Source organism: Micromonospora sp. HNM0581 (genome assembly GCF_012726175.1).
Lineage (GTDB): Bacteria > Actinomycetota > Actinomycetes > Mycobacteriales > Micromonosporaceae > Micromonospora.
Genome location: NZ_JAASAD010000004.1, coordinates 171,508 through 187,768, shown reverse-complemented (window position 1 = coordinate 187,768; position 16,261 = coordinate 171,508). Strand labels below are relative to the sequence as shown.

Genomic DNA, 16,261 nt, shown 5'->3' with positions numbered 1-16,261 from the left:
ACACCGCTGCTGGCAGCTGCGGCGGCAACCGGCACTGGCCAGCGGGGGGCCATGGCTCCGACCCTAGACAGCGCCCGCGGAGAGGGAATCAGGGTTTTCCCCACGCCTCGACGGTGCGGGCGTGCCTCGTAGCCGGGCCGGCGCGTGCCCGCCGATCAGAGGTCGAAGATCTCCTCGTAGCCCGCTCGACGGGCCCGTAGTGCCGTGCATCCGGGGCAGTTGAGCACCATCAACGACGTGTTCAGCCCCTCGGAGCAGGAGGTGGCGAGCGCCCGGCGGGTCCTCGACGCGATAGCTCGGGCGGAACGGGACGGGTCGGGTGTCGCCGTCGACGATGACGGGCGGTTGATCGATCGGGCCGTGGTTCGCAGTGCCGCGGGGGTGGTCAGCCGGGCGGGTCTGGACGAGAATCCGGAAGCGTGCTGACACTTTGTGACCGGGGGGCGGCTGCACTGTCGACCACGGCCTGGCGGCTCCTGGCCACCACTGCCTCGACGACGCGCCGGTCGACCGGCGAGCTCGCCGGTGTCGTACTGTCGTGGCACGATCACTGAGGTGACAGGAAGATCGAAACCCGCTCGGCGTCTCTGCGGTCTGGTTCGGTTGCGCCGCGTACGCGACCGCATCGACCGGGAGTATCCACAGCCGCCGGATGTGGAGGCGCTCGCCCGTGGGGTCAACATGTCAGCCGGTCACCTGAGTCGTCAGTTCCGGTTTGCCTACGGTGATTCTCCGTACGGCTACCTGATGACCCGTCGGATCGAGCGTGCCATGGCGCTGCTGCGTCGTGGTGACCTGAGGGTCACCGAGGTCTGTTCCGCGGTCGGCTGCTCGTCCCTGGGTACCTTCTGCATCCGGTTCGCCGCGCTGGTCGGCGTGCCACCGACCGAGGAGGAACGCCGGACCATCTCCGAGATGATGGCCAAGGGCACGTACGCCTCGATCCTGCTGGCCACGCCCGACCTCGACGGTGTCTTCGAGCGGTTGCAGGCAAGCGACATCGAGATCGTGCAGGAGCCGATCGATCAGCCGTACGGGGTCCGTGACTGCGCTGTCCGGGCCGCCGCCGGCAACATGATATGTATTCAGGAAGCGCGATGAGTAGGGGTGACCGGTCTACCGTGATGCACACCGCCGACAGCCATGATTTCATCCGGGTGCAGGGCGCCCGGGAGAACAATCTCAAGGACGTCACCGTAGAGTTGCCGAAGCGCCGGCTGACGGTGTTCACCGGGGTCTCCGGTTCGGGCAAGAGCTCGCTGGTGTTCAGCACCATCGCGGCGGAGTCGCAGCGGCTGATCAACGAGACCTACAGCGCGTTCATCCAGGGCTTCATGCCGACCCTGGCCCGACCGGAGGTCGACGTCCTCGACGGGCTGACCACGGCGATCATCGTCGACCAGGAGCGGATGGCCGCCAACCCGCGGTCCACCGTCGGCACCGCCACCGACGCCAACGCCATGCTGCGGATCCTGTTCAGCCGGCTCGGCAAGCCGCACATCGGGTCGCCTCAGGCGTACTCCTTCAACGTCGCCTCGATCAATGGTGCCGGCGCGGTGACCATCGAACGTGGTGGCACCACGACGAAGGAGCGGCGGAGCTTCAGCATCACCGGTGGCATGTGTCCGCGCTGCGAAGGCACCGGGCGGGTGACGGACATCGACCTGACCGCGTTGTACGACGACAGCAAGTCGCTCAACGAGAGCGCGATCACCGTGCCCGGTTACAGCATGGACGGGTGGTACAGCCGGATCTACCGGGGTAGCGGCTTCTTCGACCCGGACAAACCAATCCGCAAGTACACGAAGAAGGAGCTGCACGATCTGCTCCACAAGGAGCCGACCAAGATCAAGGTCGATGGGAGCAACCTGACGTACTCGGGTCTGATCCCGCAGATTCAGAAGTCGTTCCTGTCCAAGGACGTCGAGGCGATGCAGCCGCACGTCCGCGCCTTCGTGGAACGGGCGGTCACCTTCACGATCTGCCCCGACTGTGGCGGCACCCGGCTGAGCGCGGCGGCCCGCTCCTCGAAGATCAAAGGTGTCAACATCGCCGACGCCTGCGCGATGCAGATCAGCGATCTCGCTCGGTGGGTGCATGGGCTGCACGAGCCCTCGGTGGCGCCGCTGCTGGCGTCGTTGCAGCACACCCTCGACTCCTTCGTCGAGATCGGGCTCGGCTACCTCAGCCTGGACCGCCCCTCCGGGACGCTCTCCGGCGGCGAGGCGCAACGCACCAAGATGATCCGCCACCTGGGCTCGTCACTGACCGACGTCACCTACGTCTTCGACGAACCCACCATCGGGCTGCACCCACACGACATCCAGCAGATGAACGGCCTGCTGCTACGGCTACGCGACAAGGGCAACACGGTGCTCGTGGTGGAGCACAAGCCGGAGACCATCGTGATCGCCGACCACGTCGTCGACCTCGGCCCCGGGGCCGGCACGGCCGGCGGCACCGTGTGTTTCGAGGGCACCGTCGAGGGACTGCGGGCCAGCGGTACGCTCACCGGCCGTCACCTCGACGACCGGGCCGGGCTCAAGAAGTCGGTACGCACGCCCACCGGCCACCTGGCCATCCGCCAGGCGTCGAGGCACAACCTGCGCGACGTCGACGTCGACATCCCGCTCGGCGTGCTCGTCGTGGTGACCGGCGTCGCCGGTTCGGGTAAGAGTTCGCTGGTGCACGGGTCGATTCCGGCCGGGGCCGCAGTGGTTTCGATCGACCAGGGCGCGATCCGTGGCTCGCGGCGGAGCAACCCGGCGACGTACACCGGGCTGCTCGACCCGATCCGTAAGGCGTTCGCGAAGGCCAATGGGGTCAAGCCTGCGCTGTTCAGCGCCAACTCCGAAGGTGCCTGTCCCAACTGCAACGGGGCGGGCGTCGTCTACACGGACCTGGCGATGATGGCCGGCGTCGCCACGATGTGCGAGGAGTGCGAGGGCAGGCGGTTCCAGGCGTCCGTCCTGGAATACCACTTCGGCGGCCGGAACATCGCCGAGGTGCTCGCGATGTCGGTCGGCGAGGCGGCGGGGTTCTTCGGCTCCGGCGAGGCGCGTACGCCGGCCGCGCACCGCATCCTTACCCGGCTGGCCGAGGTCGGCCTCGGCTATCTCAGCCTCGGCCAGCCGCTCACCACGCTCTCCGGCGGCGAGCGGCAGCGGCTGAAGCTGGCCACCCACATGGCTGAGCAGGGCGGGGTCTACGTGCTCGACGAGCCGACCACCGGGTTGCACCTGGCCGACGTCGAGCACCTGCTCGGCCTGCTCGACCGGCTCGTCGACTCCGGCAAGTCGGTCATCGTCATCGAACACCACCAGGCCGTCATGGCCCACGCCGACTGGATCATCGACCTGGGTCCGGGGGCCGGGCACGATGGTGGCCGGGTCGTCTTCGAAGGCACCCCCGCCGACCTTGTCGCGGCCCGGTCCACCCTCACCGGCGAGCACCTTGCCGTCTACGTGGGCGGCTGAGTTCGTTCGGGACAGGGGTGGCACTGGACCCACCCCACGGTGATGATCATCACCGTGGGGTGAAACCTACCCTCTCCGGAGGGTAGGTTCGGTGCCGGTCGTCGAGGTGCGGCTGCGGCCCCTCGCGGTCCTACCCGAGCGGTTCTCCTGGGCGACGATGCCCGGAAACGGTCTGGAAACGTCCGACCGGTATTGGTTCGTACAGATCACGTCGGTCCCTCCGGGGGGAGCGGCATCGTGTGTGCGCCAGGCGTGCGCACCCTGAGCGGAAACGGCTTCATGTCCTCGATGCTGTCTGCGGTCTCCCGGCCGCGTCTGTCCCGCCCGTCCTGGCTCTCGCCGAAGGTGTTGCGGACCGAGGTCCTCGCCGGGTTGGTGGTGGCCCTGGCGTTGATCCCGGAGGCGATCAGCTTCTCGATCCTGGCTGGGGTTGACCCTCGGGTCGGGCTGTTCGCGTCTTTCACCATGGCCGTCGTCATCTCGATCTGTGGTGGCCGGCCGGCGATGATCAGCGCGGCGACCGGTGCGATCGCCCTGGTCGTCGCACCTCTGGCCAAGGAACATGGCCTCGACTACCTGGTCGCGGCAGTGATCCTGGGCGGGTTGATCCAGGTGCTCTTGGCCGCCCTCGGGGTGGCGAAGCTGATGCGGTTCATCCCCCGCAGCGTGATGGTCGGCTTCGTCAACGCCCTCGCCATCCTGATCTTCGCCGCGCAGGTGCCGTACCTGCTCGGGGTGCCGTGGCTCGTCTACCCGCTCGTCGCACTCGCCTTGGTGATCATGGTCGGGCTGCCCCGACTCACCCGGGTCGTTCCCGCTCCGCTGGTCGCGATCATCGTTCTCACCGTCATCACGGTGGCCGCCGCGGTGACCGTGCCGACCGTCGGCGACCAGGGCGAACTCCCGAACAGCCTGCCCACTCTCGGGCTGCCGCAGATCCCGTGGACCATGGACACCCTGGCGCTGATCACCCCCTATGCTGTCGGTATCGCGCTGGTCGGGCTGATGGAGTCGTTGATGACCGCCAAGCTGGTCGACGACATCACCGACACCCGATCCAACAAGACCCGCGAGTCCTGGGGCCAGGGAGTGGCCAACGTCGTCACCGGATTCTTCGGCGGTATGGGCGGCTGTGCCATGATCGGCCAGACGATGATCAACGTGAAGGCGTCCGGCGCCCGCACTCGACTGTCGACGTTCCTGTCCGGTGTCTTCCTCCTCATCCTCGTCGTGGCGCTCGGCGACGTGGTCGCCACCATCCCGATGGCCGCCCTCGTCGCCGTCATGATCATCGTTGCGGTCTCCACCTTCGACTGGCACTCGGTCGCCCCTGCCACGCTCAAGCGCATGCCGTTGGGCGAGACCCTCGTCATGGTCACCACCGTCGCCACCACCCTGGCCACCCACAACCTCGCCATCGGCGTCGTCGCCGGGGTACTCACCGCCATGGTGATCTTCGCCCGCCGGGTCGCACATCTCGTCGAGGTCACCAGCGTGCTCGACCCCGACGGTGGGACCCGGATCTACTCGGTGCACGGCGAACTCTTCTTCGCCTCCAGCAACGACCTGGTCTACCAGTTCGACTACGCCGGTGATCCCGAGAAGGTGATCATCGACATGAGTCGCGCCCACGTCTGGGACGCCTCCTCCGTCGCTGCCCTCGACGCCATCACGACGAAGTACGCCGACCGTGGCAAGACCGTCGAGATCATCGAACTGAACAAGCCCAGTGCCGCCATCCACGGCAGCCTCGCCGGCACCCTCAGCGGGGGTCACTGATGCCCGTCACCGGCCGTGATGCCGGGCCGCGTTTCGCCAGTGGCCCGACACCTGGCCGACCCATGCAGATCGGCGAGGCCGCCGAGCGGGTCGGCCTGAGCATCCGCACCATCCGCCACTACGAACAGGTCGGTCTGATCGTTCCGTCGGCGCGTACCGACGGTGGCTTCCGCCTCTACACCGAACCCGACCTGGACCGACTGGCGGTGGTCAGACGCATGAAGCCGCTCGGGTTCACCCTCGACGAGATGCGCGACCTGCTCGGCATCCTCGACGCGCTGCCCGTCGCCGACGGCGGCGAACGCCCCGCACTGCTCGACCGGCTGGCCATGTTCCACACCCTCGCCACCACCCGGGTAGTCGCGCTACGCGAGCAACTGGCCACCGCCGAAGGCTTCGCCGACACCCTGCGGCAGCGGTTCGACGAGCACGCTGACCAGCGCTGACGGCGATCATCGGTCAGATGTCGCCAGCCGGCGCGTCCCCGCAGGCACATGGGCCCGGCCGGCATCGCAGTCGCCGTCCGGGACGCCCGCCGCGTGCCGCGCGCCGACCCGAAACGCGTTCACTCCTGATGGCGTCCCGGCCACCTGTTGTCCATGTGGCGTCAATCTGAACTCTTTTCGGCACCGGTACCTTGCGGTCTCCGTGAGTCGCGCCGGGCCCGCCGGCCGGCAGCTCCACGGTGCGCCAAACAAATTCGGACACAGCGCTCAGGCGGTATGCGGGGGAAGGCGGTTCTTCGAGTGTGGCTCGGGGCTGACAAAAAGGAGTTCGAGGCATTCCTCGACTCAGCTGACGTTTACTGGCGCAAGAACCTGAGCTCCACGACGTCCCAGCAGTACCTCGTCGTCGAAGTGTTCCACCAGGACATCAGAGTGGCGATGCGTAACCTCTCCGTCGCCAACGCGATCCGCCGCATCGTTCCCGCCCAACTGGTCGTGGTGACCGGCGTGGAACAGATGTGGCACGAGGCGCTGTGGACCGAGTTCGACGTGAAACTGGTCGAGCGGATGGCGGCAGCCTACGGTGCCAGCCAGGTCATCGACCTGTACCGCCTCGTCGAGGGTCCAGCCAACTCCGACAACCCGGCTTCGGTGCCGGTCGAGCTGTTCGGACGGCCGTTGGCTCCGGGTGCGTCGACGAGCGAGGAGACGCTTGCCGAGTTCGTCGACGCGACCTACTGCCGGGTCACCAAGCGGCCCCGGACGCCGGAGAACCCCGCCACCGATCCCCGCTACCGGCGGCGGCAGGCCCTGGCCCGGGCCATCTCATCGGCCTACGACGCCCTGCTCGGCAGCGGTTCGGTGGTCGCGCTGGTCACCAGCCATGTCGACTACGACCACTGGGGGCTCGCGGTGGACTCCGCCCGGCGGGCCGGGGTACCCGTCGTGCACACCCAACAGACCGGCTGCCTGAAGGCGTACGCGCTGTTCCCCGAGAACGACACCGGCGAGCACACGTTCCGTGGTGAACTCACCCACCAGATCGGCGCCTTCTTCGAACAGCGGGTGTGGTCGCGCCGCACCGAGGTGCGGCGCAACGCCGAACTCGTCGCCTGGCGGTCGAAGGTCAACCTCGGCCGGCCCAGCTGGTGGCGGGGCGGAGCCAGCGCCTCCGTCGACATCACCAACAGCGAAGAGCGGGCGCGGCTGCGTACCCACTTCGCTGCCCGCCTGGGCTTCGACCCGGCACGTCCGGTGGTGGCGGTGTTCAACCACGCGGTGTCCGACGCACCGGGAACCAACCACCAGTCCTTCCCGACGCTTGCCGACTGGTTCGAGGAGACCGCACAGTTCGCCAGCACCGCCACCGAGGTGCAGTGGCTGTTCCAGGATCATCCGAGCCAGTTCCGATACGACAGCACCGACTTCTTCGACTCCGTGGCCCGGCGGTACGCCCGCCACCGGCACATGGTGTTCCAGCCCAGCAAGGACCTGAGCAAGAACGGCCTGTGGAGTCTCGTCGACCTGGGTGTCACCGTTCGTGGCAGCGTCAGCAACGAACTGCCGGCGTACGGCATCCCGGTGATCCAGGCAGGCTGGTCGGAGTGGAGCGAATGCGGCCTGTCCACTGTGGTGGGCGACCCCGAGACCTACTGGAAGGCGCTCGACGCCGCGATCAGCGCCATGCTCAGCGGCGAGGAGATCATCTCAGCCGAGCAGGTCGAACGCGCCAGGCTGTGGCTGTGGTTCTACCGCAGCGCGACGGACCTGTTCACCCCGCAGGTCCCGCACTGGGAGGTCTGGCCCGCAGACTACCTGCTGCGTGCGGTGCGGACCTCGTTCCGACACATCGAGAGCGACGCGGACCCGGTCTTCGAGGCTGTCGAGCGCATGTGGACCCGCCGTGAGCCGGTGCTGACCCGAACCGATCTCCAGCTGCCGGGAGGTGTCCGGTAGTGGCGATCGGCGCATGGTTCGCCACCGAGTTCGACGAGCCGGTCCCGGCCCGCGAACTTCCCGCGATGTTCGCCTCGGGTGGGGACGCCGAGGTGCTGATCGCCGACCAGGTCTCCCGGGGCGTCGCGATCGTGGGTCGGGTGCAGAGCGGGTCCGGTGCGGTCGTGCTCAAGGTACGCACCGGTGGCCGTGCGGTCCGCGTCCGGATCGACCTACACGTCGACGATGCCTCGCAGACCGCGTGGTCGCGGGCGGCGGCACCGACCCGGGGCATGCGTGAGCTGCCCCGGCTGGTCACGGTCCGGGCCCAGGGCACCGACCGTGCCGCCGCCCTGATCAGCCGCCAGCGGGGACGGTTGCGGATGGTGGAGGCGCACGCGTGGGTCGAGTTCGACCTGCGGGCCGAGGAGGTGGGCGCGGACGGTCTCCTGATCGTCGAGGTCGTCGACGGCACCGTACCGCCCTGGGCGTCGACCGCGCTCAGCCCAGCGGCAGCGACAGGTGTCCGGATCAACCAGATCGAGATCGTCGCGATCGACGAGGCGGAGGGACACGCCCACACCGAACGTTTCACCGGTGCCGCCGCACAGCTGGCCGGGCTGGTCAGCGCCGGCGGTCTGGTCGGAGCGCGCGGTCGTGGCCAGGGACAAGCCCGGTCGAGGTTCTTCGTCGTCAACGCCCCCGAACCCACCGTACGGTGCAGGTTGCGGATCTCGGCCGCCACGGCACCGCCGGCAGCGGTGCGGCAGCCGAGCCAGAAGTGGCTGCGCCGCCAGCAGGGCCAGACCGTGTTGCGGGCGTTCCGGGTGGCGCAACGCGGGGCGGGGTACGCGCTGTTCGAGGCGTCGCCGTTCACCCGGCCGCCGCACCCGGACCAGCTGACGGTGCGGGGTGCACACCTGATCGGCGGCACCGAATGCCGGGTGAGTGCGACCCCGCAGGGCGAGGACACCCTCGACGTGGTGATCGAGCGGACCGCCCCCGGCCCGGTGCTGGTCGGGCTCGCCGAGCGGGACAACCCGGTCGTCCGAAGGCGGATCGCCGAGACCGCCTGCCAGGTCGTCGAGCTGGAGCGCCACCGGTGACCGAGGAGCAGCACCACGACCTGACGCTCACCGATGATCCGGCGGCCAACCGGCGCGCCCTCGAACAACTGCTGGTCTCCCGGACCGGGGGCACCCTGCGACTGCCGGCGGGAACCTTCCCACTGGATCGGGGAGTGACACTTGGTCCCGGCTGGACGCTGACCGGCGCGGCGCACGGGGACGGGCCGGTGACGACGTGGCTGACGTCGTCCTCGTCGGCCGGCGAACCCATCGTCCACGTCCTCGGTTCACAGGTTACGGTCCAGGACATCGGCTTCCTCCCGCCGCCGTGCGCGCCGGGAGAGCATGGCGGCGACCGGGGCACCGCCGTCACCGTGGGCAGCTACCTCTACCCGGCCGAGACGGAATGGATCGAGGACATTCAGATCCGGCGCGTCCAGATCGAACGCCGTGCCGACCGAGCCGCCAACTGTGTCGCCGTCATGGGTGCGGTGCGCGACGTCACCATCAGCGACGTGGCGATCGTCGGCGGATGTACCGGCATCGCCGTGCACTGGGGTGCGGTGGGCGACGGCGTCGACTCGATCGTCGGCCCCTCCTATCACCCGCACCACCTCGACATCCACGACCTGCGCGTCTCCGACGCGTTCGAAGGGTTCTACCTCAGCTCGGTACACGACGTGTCGGTGGACCGGGTCCACCTGACCGAGGTGGAGATCGGATTTCGCCTGCTGCCGGGCGACAACACCGACCGGTTCCACTCCAGCGGCGACAACCCGGTCGGCGCGCGTATCCGTATCACGGATGCCCACGTGGCCTGGAACGGCCCGTTGTACGGCGTCCGTATCGCTGGCTGGGGGCGCAGCGAGATCGACCACTCGGTCCGGGTGCTCGAATACCGGGACGTGGTGGTTCGGGACTGCACGCTCGTACCGCTGCCGCTCGCCACAACCCGGACCGGTGATCCGCTGCGTCCACGGTCGCCGATCGTGGTCGAGCAGGCCGCCGGTGTGCTCCTGGACGCGATCTGCGTCGACCTGCGGGCGGCGGCCACCGGTGAGGCATCCACCGGATCACCGTCTGCACCTCGCGGCGGCACCGCCACCGGCTCGGGACACCGCACGGGCTAACCGGAGCCGGTGGTGCCGCCGGCAGGCAGCACAGCGATCGGACGTCGGCGCTGCCCCCGGTCCACTGCACGCGATCCTGCGGTACCGCCGCGCCGACGGATGATCCATTCGGCCAGCGCCACGTTGATCAGCCAGGCGGCGGTCATCGTCCCGGTCCGGCCCGACGTGGTGAGCGGCCCGATGGCGGCCAGCCAGGCCAGCCGCTGCTGCCGGTGACGCGCCCATCGCGCCGAACACCACCACCCGGATGCTCCGGGCCTTCGCCGACGTGGGTCCGGCCGCGCCACCGTGTCAGCCGGTCGAGGCGCTCACCCCGCAGGAGGAGGGGTTCAGCCTGATGGTCGAGCTCGGCGTCAGAAACCGGGTGGAGATCGCGATGTGGGCGTACCGGACCGACCTCCTCCGAACCGACCGGATCACGCGCCGTAGCGCCCCGTCGCGGTCTTCATCTGGCGTTCACAGGGCTCCCAACGCGGCGACATTTATTGATCGCTATCTTTGGCAGAATTCCTGGTGTCGCCTGCCGCGTCCCCAAGTCGGGTCGCCCCACCCGCCGTCGCAGGCGACAGTCAGGAGTCGCCCGTGGCTCGCCCACGCAAGGCCGCCATCGTCTCGATCGTCGCCGTCGTCCTGTCGGTCGTACTCGTCCCATCGGCGGCCAAAGCCACCCCGCCGAACATCCCCTCCCACAGCACGGCGGTCAGCCGGCTCAACTCGCTCACCGTCATGGCCGAGTCCCACCAGTCCAGCTACAGTCGCGACCTGTTCCCGCACTGGGTCACCATCACCGGATCCTGCAACACCCGGGAACAGGTGCTCAAGCGTGACGGCAACAACGTGGTGGTGAACTCCAGCTGCTATCCGACGTCCGGATCCTGGTACAGCCCGTACGACGGAGTGACCCGTACCAACCCCGCCGAGATCTCCATCGATCACGTGGTGCCGCTCGCCGAGGCCTGGCGGTCGGGCGCCTGGGCCTGGACCACCGCGCGGCGCCAAACCTACGCCAACGACCTGGGCGGGCCGGAGCTGTGGGCGGTCACCGGCACCGTCAACTCGTCCAAAGGTGACCGGGACCCGGCCGCCTGGAAGCCGCCGCTCGCGTCGTTCCACTGCACCTACGCCCGGGCCTGGATCCAGGTGAAGTGGTACTACAGCCTCACCGTGGACAGTGCGGAGAAGTCGGCACTGAACGCCATGCTCAACACCTGCTGAGCAGGTGCCGCCACGGCGGCACCGGAGACGGGGGCGTGACGGCGACAGCGTCACGTCCCCGTTGCCCATCGCCGCAGCACGGCTCGAAAGTGAACGCTCCGACCGCAACTCGCGCCCCACGAGACGGGCAACTGAACCGGACGGGACGGTGAGGCGTACCTGACGGCAAATGGGCGTGCCGGTCGTACCGTCGGGGTACAGCATCGGTGACGTCGAGGCGGGAGGAGAATGGTGGCGGCAGGTGGGCGAGGGCGACGCCGGGGCAGACTCGCCGGCTTGGCGGTGGCGCTGGTGGCAGCCGCCGCCTGCATGGTGGAGCCGGTGGAAGGGCCTGCGGAACCGGGTGGGCAGCGGGAACCGGCCAGGCCCACAGCCGAGGTGACCCGGGCCGACGGCACCGACACGGTGGAGGAGTTCCGGCAGGACGTCGCCGACGCGCAGCGCCTCGCCGAGTCGTACTGGGCCGACCAGTTCGCCGCGTCGGAACGGTCCTTCCGACCGATCCGGCAGGTCATTCCGTACCAGCGCGACGGTGAGATCTCCTGCGGCGGGCAGGAAGTGCCCAGCAACAACGCCGTGTACTGCACTGTCAGCGACTACATCGCGTACGACATCAACTGGTCCTTCGGGGCATTCCGACAGATCGGTGACGCTTTCGTGTTCTACCTGCTCGGCCACGAGTACGCACACGGCATCCAGACCCGACTCGGCATCCGCTACAACTTCACCATCCAGCAGGAACTGCAGGCCGACTGCATGGCCGGGGCGTTCCTCGGCGACTCGGTACGGTCCGGCCGGCTCACCCTCGAAGAAGGCGACCTCGACGAGTTCAACGACGGACTGCTCGCCGTCGGCGACGAACCGGGTCAACCGTGGTTCGCCGAGGGCTCCCACGGCACACCCGAGCAGCGCGCCGAGGCGTTCTTCCGCGGATACGAACGGTCCCTGACCGCCTGCGACCTCGGTTGAGGAAACTCACTGTGCCGCCCGCTCACCCATCGTCGGCTGACAGGATGCACCGGTCACCCGAGCCCGAGGAGGATCCGGTGAACAGTACCCGTCCAGCCGCCGTGCTCTTCGACATGGACGGCACCCTGGTCGACAGCGAGCGATTGTGGGACGTGGCACTGGCCGAACTGGCACAGCGGTACGGCGGCACGCTGTCCGCCGCTGCCCGACGGGCGATCGTCGGCACGGGCATGGCCGATTCCATGCGGATCCTGCACGACGACCTGGGGCAGTCGCACCGGGATCCGCAGACCAGCGCGGAATGGATCAACACGCGGATCCTGGAACTGTTCCGTACCGGTCTGCAGTGGCGGCCCGGAGCACTGGCACTGCTCGGCGCGGTCCGGCAGGCGGGTGTCCCGACGGCCCTGGTCACCTCCAGCGGGCGGGCCCTGGTCGAGATCGCCCTGGACACCCTCGGCCGCGCCAGTTTCGACGTCGTCGTCTGCGGCGACGAGGTCGACTCGACGAAACCGCATCCGGAGCCCTACCTGACCGCCGCCAGGCTGCTCGGAGTGCCGATCGGCAGATGTGTGGCAATCGAGGACTCGGCGACCGGGGTGGCAAGTGCGGTCGCCGCCGGTGCGGCGGTGCTGGCCGTACCCGCCGAGGTGCCGCTGGCCCCCGTCGACGGCGTCCACCAGTTGGAGAGCCTGCTGTCGGCAGACCTGGAACTGCTGGCGGAACTACTGCGCCGTGCCCCCGCCTGAGCCGGTGCAGGCAAGGAAGGGCATCCTCCCTGACCCTTCGTTACAGGAACAGCCCCCTGCTCCACGCGAGGCGTTGGCAGGGGGCCGTTCCTCACCCCTTAGTCGTGGGCGATAGCACCGAGGACGTTGATCCGGGCGGCCCGGATCGCCGGTAGCGCCGCCGCGACCACGCCGATGACCGCGGCCAGGCCGAGGAAGACACCCATCTGGCCCCATGGCAGCACCAGCTCGGTGATTCCCTCGTCGCGGAGGGCTTCCACCACTGCGGCTCCCAGGCTGGCCCCGACCACGACACCAAGCAGCGCGCCGAACACCGAGATCACCACCGCTTCCACGGTGATCATCCCCATGGTCTGGGAACGCCGCAGACCGATGGCACGCAGCAGACCCAGCTCCCGGGTCCGCTCCAACACCGACAGGGCGAGGGTGTTGATGATGCCGAGGACCGCGATCACGATGGCCAACGCCAGCAGGATCTGGATCATCTGGAGCAGCCCGTCGAGCTGCCCGGTCTGCTGTTCGATGAACGCGTCCCGGTCAGCCACCGAGACCTCCGGGCTGTCGACCAGCAGCGCCTCCACGCGGGGCAGCACGTCGGCGGTGCTGACCCCCGGCTCCAACTGGATGTAGCCCTGGATCGGCTGGGGGATGGAGAAGTCGCTCGCAGCCTCGGCGGGCAACGTCACGCCGCCGAACAGCGGAGTGCTCTGGTAGATGCCGGTGACCGTGTAGGTACGTCCATCGCCCCGGGCCAACTGCACCGGCACCGTGGAGCCGACCGAGAGGCCACGCGACTCCGCCGCGTCGGAACTGACCAGCATCTGACCCGGCCCGAGGCGCCCGATTTCGCCGGCGGTCGCGGTTAGGCCGAACATCTCCACCAGCGCACTCGGCTCACTGCTGGCACCGACCCAGGTCTGCTCGCCACCGACCATCGCGATGTCACCGTACTCGCCGTCGACGAGGCGGACACCCGGGATCGCCTTTGCCTCGTCCAGCACCGCCGGGTCGAACGTCGGCGGTCGCGGACCGGACTGCGCCCCGGCGATCACCAATTCGGCGCTGATGCTGTCCTGGGCCAGTCCGCTGATGCTGCTCTTGGCCGAGTCCAGGATCACCGTGATGCCGGTGACCAGGGCGATGCCCACCATCAGTGCGGCGGCCGTGATCGCGGTGCGGCGCGGGTTACGACCGGAGTTGAGCCGGCCCAGCCTTCCCGGCACCCAGCCGGAGAAGACCGTGCCGAGCGCCGCCACCACCGGACGACTGATCAGCGGCGTCAGCAGGGCCACGCCGATGAACGAGAACAGCACACCACCGAGGATGGTGGCGAGCGTGCTGCCACCGGCGTGCCCGCCCAGGCCGACGAAGAGCAGGGCGACGCCGATCGCGGAGACCAGCGCCCCGCCGACGGTCACCTTGGTCAACGGCCGGTCCGGCGTTGCCACGTCCTGCATCGCCGCGATCGGCGGAATCCGGGCGGCCCGCAGCGCCGGCAGCAGCGCCGCCAACACGGTGATCACCAGACCGACACCGAACGCGCCGACCACCGCCGACGCGGGCACCGCGACCCCGGCCAGGGCCAGCCCACCGGCGAGGTTACCGAACACGTACGCCAGCAGCGCGCCGATGCCGATCCCGGCGGCCAGGCCAAACACCGAGGCGATCAACCCGACGGCGATCGCCTCCAGCACCACCGAGCCGATGATCTGCCGGCCACTGGCACCGACAGCCCGCAGCAACGCGAGTTCCCGGGTGCGTTGGGCCACGATGATCGAGAACGTGTTGAGGATCAGGAACGTGCCGACGAGCAGAGCGACCGCGGCGAAACCGAGCAGGATCCGGTTGAAGAAGGACAACCCCTCTTTCAGACCGGCCGAGGCGTCGGCGGAGAGCTGCTCGCCGGTCTTGACCACGAAGCCGTCGCCGACCGCCGTTGCCACCGCGTCACGCAGCTGGTCGTCGGAGACACCGTCGGCGGCGCTGACCACGATGTTGTTGAACACATCCGACTCGCCGAGCATCAGCTGCTGGGCCACGGGTGTGGTGAACATGACCTCGTTGGTGCCACCGAGGGAGTCCCGGTCACCGCTGTACCCGAAGATGCCGACGATGGTGAAGTCCTTGCGCGGTTCGAGGGTGAGCACACCCACCCGGTCGCCGAGCGCCACCCGACCGGCCTCCGCCAGCGCCTTGTTGATGACGATCTCGTCGTCGGCCTGCGGCTCGCGGCCCTCGCGTAACTGCACCAGGTCGCTCTCGCCCGTCCAGTTGCCTCCCAACTGCGGCGGACCGAACGACGTGACGGCCTTGCCGTTGCTGCCGATCAACCGGGCGCCGTCGGCCGCGACCACCCCGGTGGCCTCGGCCACCCCGGCCACGGCGCGCACCGTCTCCACCGTGGCGGCCGGGAACGGGCCGGCGAACTGCTCGCCTTCCATCTCGCCGAGTGCCAGCTTCGGCTTGGCTGCCACGTTGACGTCGACCTCGGCGTACGCGTCGGCGAACAGCGAGTCGAAGGAGCGGCCCAAGGTGTCGGTGAGCACGAAGGCACCGGAGACGAACATGACGCCGAGGACCACGGCCAAGCCGGACAGGACCAGCCGGACCTTCCGCGCCAGCAGACTCTTCATGGTTGCCCGGAACATCAGCCGACCACCTCGGCAGGCGTGTCGAGCCTCTTCATCGTGTCCAGCACCGTGTCCGCGGTCGGCTCGACCAGTTCCGAGACGATCTGCCCGTCTGCGAGGAACACCACCCGGTCGGCGTACGCGGCGGCCGTCGGATCGTGGGTGACCATCACGATGGTCTGCCCGTGCTGGCGTACCGAGTTGCGTAGGAAGTTCAACACCTCGGCGCCGGAGCGCGAGTCGAGGTTGCCGGTCGGCTCGTCCGCGAAGATCACCTCGGGGCGGGCCACCAACGCCCGGGCGCACGCCACCCGCTGCTGCTGGCCGCCGGACAACTGCGCCGGACGGTGACCCAACCGCTCGCGCAGACCCACGGTCTCGATCACGAGGTCGAACCAGGCCGGATCCGGCTTCCGTCCGGCGATCGACAGTGGGAGCAGGATGTTCTCCTTGGCGGTCAACGTCGGCAGCAAATTGAACTGTTGGAAGATGAAGCCGACCTGGTCGCGGCGCAGCTTCGTCAGACCCGCGTCACCGAGCCCGGTGACGGTCGTCTCACCGATCTGTACGGTCCCCTTGGTCACCGAATCCAACCCGGCCAGGCAGTGCATCAACGTCGACTTGCCGGAACCCGACGGCCCCATGATCGCCGTGAACCGCCCGCGCTCGAACTCCGCGCTGACCCCCCGCAGAGCGATGACCTGTGCCTCGCCGCTGCCGTACACCTTCCAAACGTCGCTCGCCCGGGCTGCGGCCGATGCCGACTGGCCTGTCGTAGCGGTCACGTCACGTACCTCTCCGTCGCGTCTGCTCGCACCGCCCCCGTTGGTCCGGTGCTGGTCAATCATCTGTGCTGTCCGCCGCC

At 68.8% G+C, this 16,261-nt stretch carries 14 protein-coding genes; 11 read left to right on the top strand and 3 right to left on the bottom strand.

The genetic code is table 11. The annotated features are described in order from the left end of the window. Positions 1-237 precede the first annotated feature (237 nt). The 8 genes from HCA58_RS08160 (at position 238) to HCA58_RS08125 (ending at position 9,833) form a co-directional block, all read left to right on the top strand. Positions 238-426: a hypothetical protein gene (locus tag HCA58_RS08160; protein ID WP_240955690.1), complete on the top strand. Its 189-nt coding sequence runs from the start codon at positions 238-240 to the stop codon at positions 424-426. Positions 427-555: 129 nt separating this feature from the next. After that, a complete protein-coding gene (locus HCA58_RS08155; protein ID WP_169597148.1) occupies positions 556-1,101 on the top strand; it encodes a helix-turn-helix domain-containing protein in 546 nt (181 codons plus the stop codon). Then, positions 1,098-3,476, top strand: a complete 2,379-nt coding sequence (locus HCA58_RS08150) for an excinuclease ABC subunit UvrA (protein WP_205807953.1) — start codon at positions 1,098-1,100, stop codon at positions 3,474-3,476. The genes HCA58_RS08155 and HCA58_RS08150 overlap by 4 nt, the downstream gene beginning before the upstream one ends. 279 nt (positions 3,477-3,755) lie before the next feature. Beyond that, positions 3,756-5,255 (top strand): SulP family inorganic anion transporter, encoded by a 1,500-nt coding sequence (locus HCA58_RS08145; RefSeq protein WP_169597233.1) that lies wholly within the window; start codon positions 3,756-3,758, stop codon positions 5,253-5,255. Between the two features lie 62 nt (positions 5,256-5,317). Beyond that, complete coding sequence (locus HCA58_RS08140; RefSeq protein ID WP_240955687.1) at positions 5,318-5,701, top strand: MerR family transcriptional regulator; 384 nt, start codon at positions 5,318-5,320, stop codon at positions 5,699-5,701. Positions 5,702-6,001: 300 nt separating this feature from the next. Further along, entirely contained in the window at positions 6,002-7,657 is a 1,656-nt protein-coding gene (locus tag HCA58_RS08135; RefSeq protein WP_346775909.1) for a hypothetical protein, read from the top strand. Further along, complete coding sequence (locus HCA58_RS08130; RefSeq protein ID WP_169597145.1) at positions 7,657-8,742, top strand: hypothetical protein; 1,086 nt, start codon at positions 7,657-7,659, stop codon at positions 8,740-8,742. Before HCA58_RS08135 ends, HCA58_RS08130 begins: the two co-directional genes overlap by 1 nt. Then, positions 8,739-9,833, top strand: a complete 1,095-nt coding sequence (locus HCA58_RS08125) for a hypothetical protein (RefSeq protein WP_346775908.1) — start codon at positions 8,739-8,741, stop codon at positions 9,831-9,833. The genes HCA58_RS08130 and HCA58_RS08125 overlap by 4 nt, the downstream gene beginning before the upstream one ends. Here HCA58_RS08125 and HCA58_RS08120 read toward each other — a convergent pair. Next, the gene (locus HCA58_RS08120) at positions 9,830-9,979 is read right to left on the bottom strand and encodes a hypothetical protein (RefSeq protein WP_169597144.1); all 150 of its coding nucleotides are present in this window, start codon (positions 9,977-9,979) and stop codon (positions 9,830-9,832) included. The two genes, HCA58_RS08125 and HCA58_RS08120, sit on opposite strands and share 4 nt — an antisense overlap. 436 nt (positions 9,980-10,415) lie before the next feature. Here HCA58_RS08120 and HCA58_RS08115 point away from each other — a divergent pair, with 436 nt between their 5' ends. From HCA58_RS08115 to HCA58_RS08105, 3 genes are all read left to right on the top strand, one after another. Continuing rightward, on the top strand, positions 10,416-11,048 hold the full coding sequence (locus tag HCA58_RS08115) for an HNH endonuclease family protein (RefSeq protein WP_169597143.1): 633 nt from the start codon (positions 10,416-10,418) through the stop codon (positions 11,046-11,048). Positions 11,049-11,276: 228 nt separating this feature from the next. Then, complete coding sequence (locus HCA58_RS08110) at positions 11,277-12,017, top strand: neutral zinc metallopeptidase (protein WP_169597142.1); 741 nt, start codon at positions 11,277-11,279, stop codon at positions 12,015-12,017. Positions 12,018-12,118: 101 nt separating this feature from the next. Then, positions 12,119-12,766, top strand: a complete 648-nt coding sequence (locus HCA58_RS08105; RefSeq protein ID WP_169597232.1) for an HAD family phosphatase — start codon at positions 12,119-12,121, stop codon at positions 12,764-12,766. Between the two features lie 98 nt (positions 12,767-12,864). Here the strand turns inward: HCA58_RS08105 and HCA58_RS08100 are convergent, their stop codons facing one another. Both HCA58_RS08100 and HCA58_RS08095 read right to left on the bottom strand, forming a co-directional pair. Next, positions 12,865-15,414, bottom strand: coding sequence for an ABC transporter permease (locus HCA58_RS08100; RefSeq protein ID WP_169597141.1), 2,550 nt, complete (start codon positions 15,412-15,414; stop codon positions 12,865-12,867). Continuing rightward, on the bottom strand, positions 15,414-16,181 hold the full coding sequence (locus HCA58_RS08095) for an ABC transporter ATP-binding protein (protein ID WP_169597140.1): 768 nt from the start codon (positions 16,179-16,181) through the stop codon (positions 15,414-15,416). The genes HCA58_RS08100 and HCA58_RS08095 overlap by 1 nt, the downstream gene beginning before the upstream one ends. Positions 16,182-16,261 lie beyond the last annotated feature (80 nt).

Coding starts and splice junctions, on each gene's coding strand:
- HCA58_RS08140 (WP_240955687.1), top strand. CDS start 5,318: ATGCAGATCGGCGAGGCCGCCGAGCGGGTCGGCCTGAGCATCCGCACC.
- HCA58_RS08145 (WP_169597233.1), top strand. CDS start 3,756: ATGTCCTCGATGCTGTCTGCGGTCTCCCGGCCGCGTCTGTCCCGCCCG.
- HCA58_RS08120 (WP_169597144.1), bottom strand. CDS start 9,979: ATGACCGCCGCCTGGCTGATCAACGTGGCGCTGGCCGAATGGATCATC.
- HCA58_RS08150 (WP_205807953.1), top strand. CDS start 1,098: ATGAGTAGGGGTGACCGGTCTACCGTGATGCACACCGCCGACAGCCAT.
- HCA58_RS08110 (WP_169597142.1), top strand. CDS start 11,277: ATGGTGGCGGCAGGTGGGCGAGGGCGACGCCGGGGCAGACTCGCCGGC.
- HCA58_RS08100 (WP_169597141.1), bottom strand. CDS start 15,414: ATGTTCCGGGCAACCATGAAGAGTCTGCTGGCGCGGAAGGTCCGGCTG.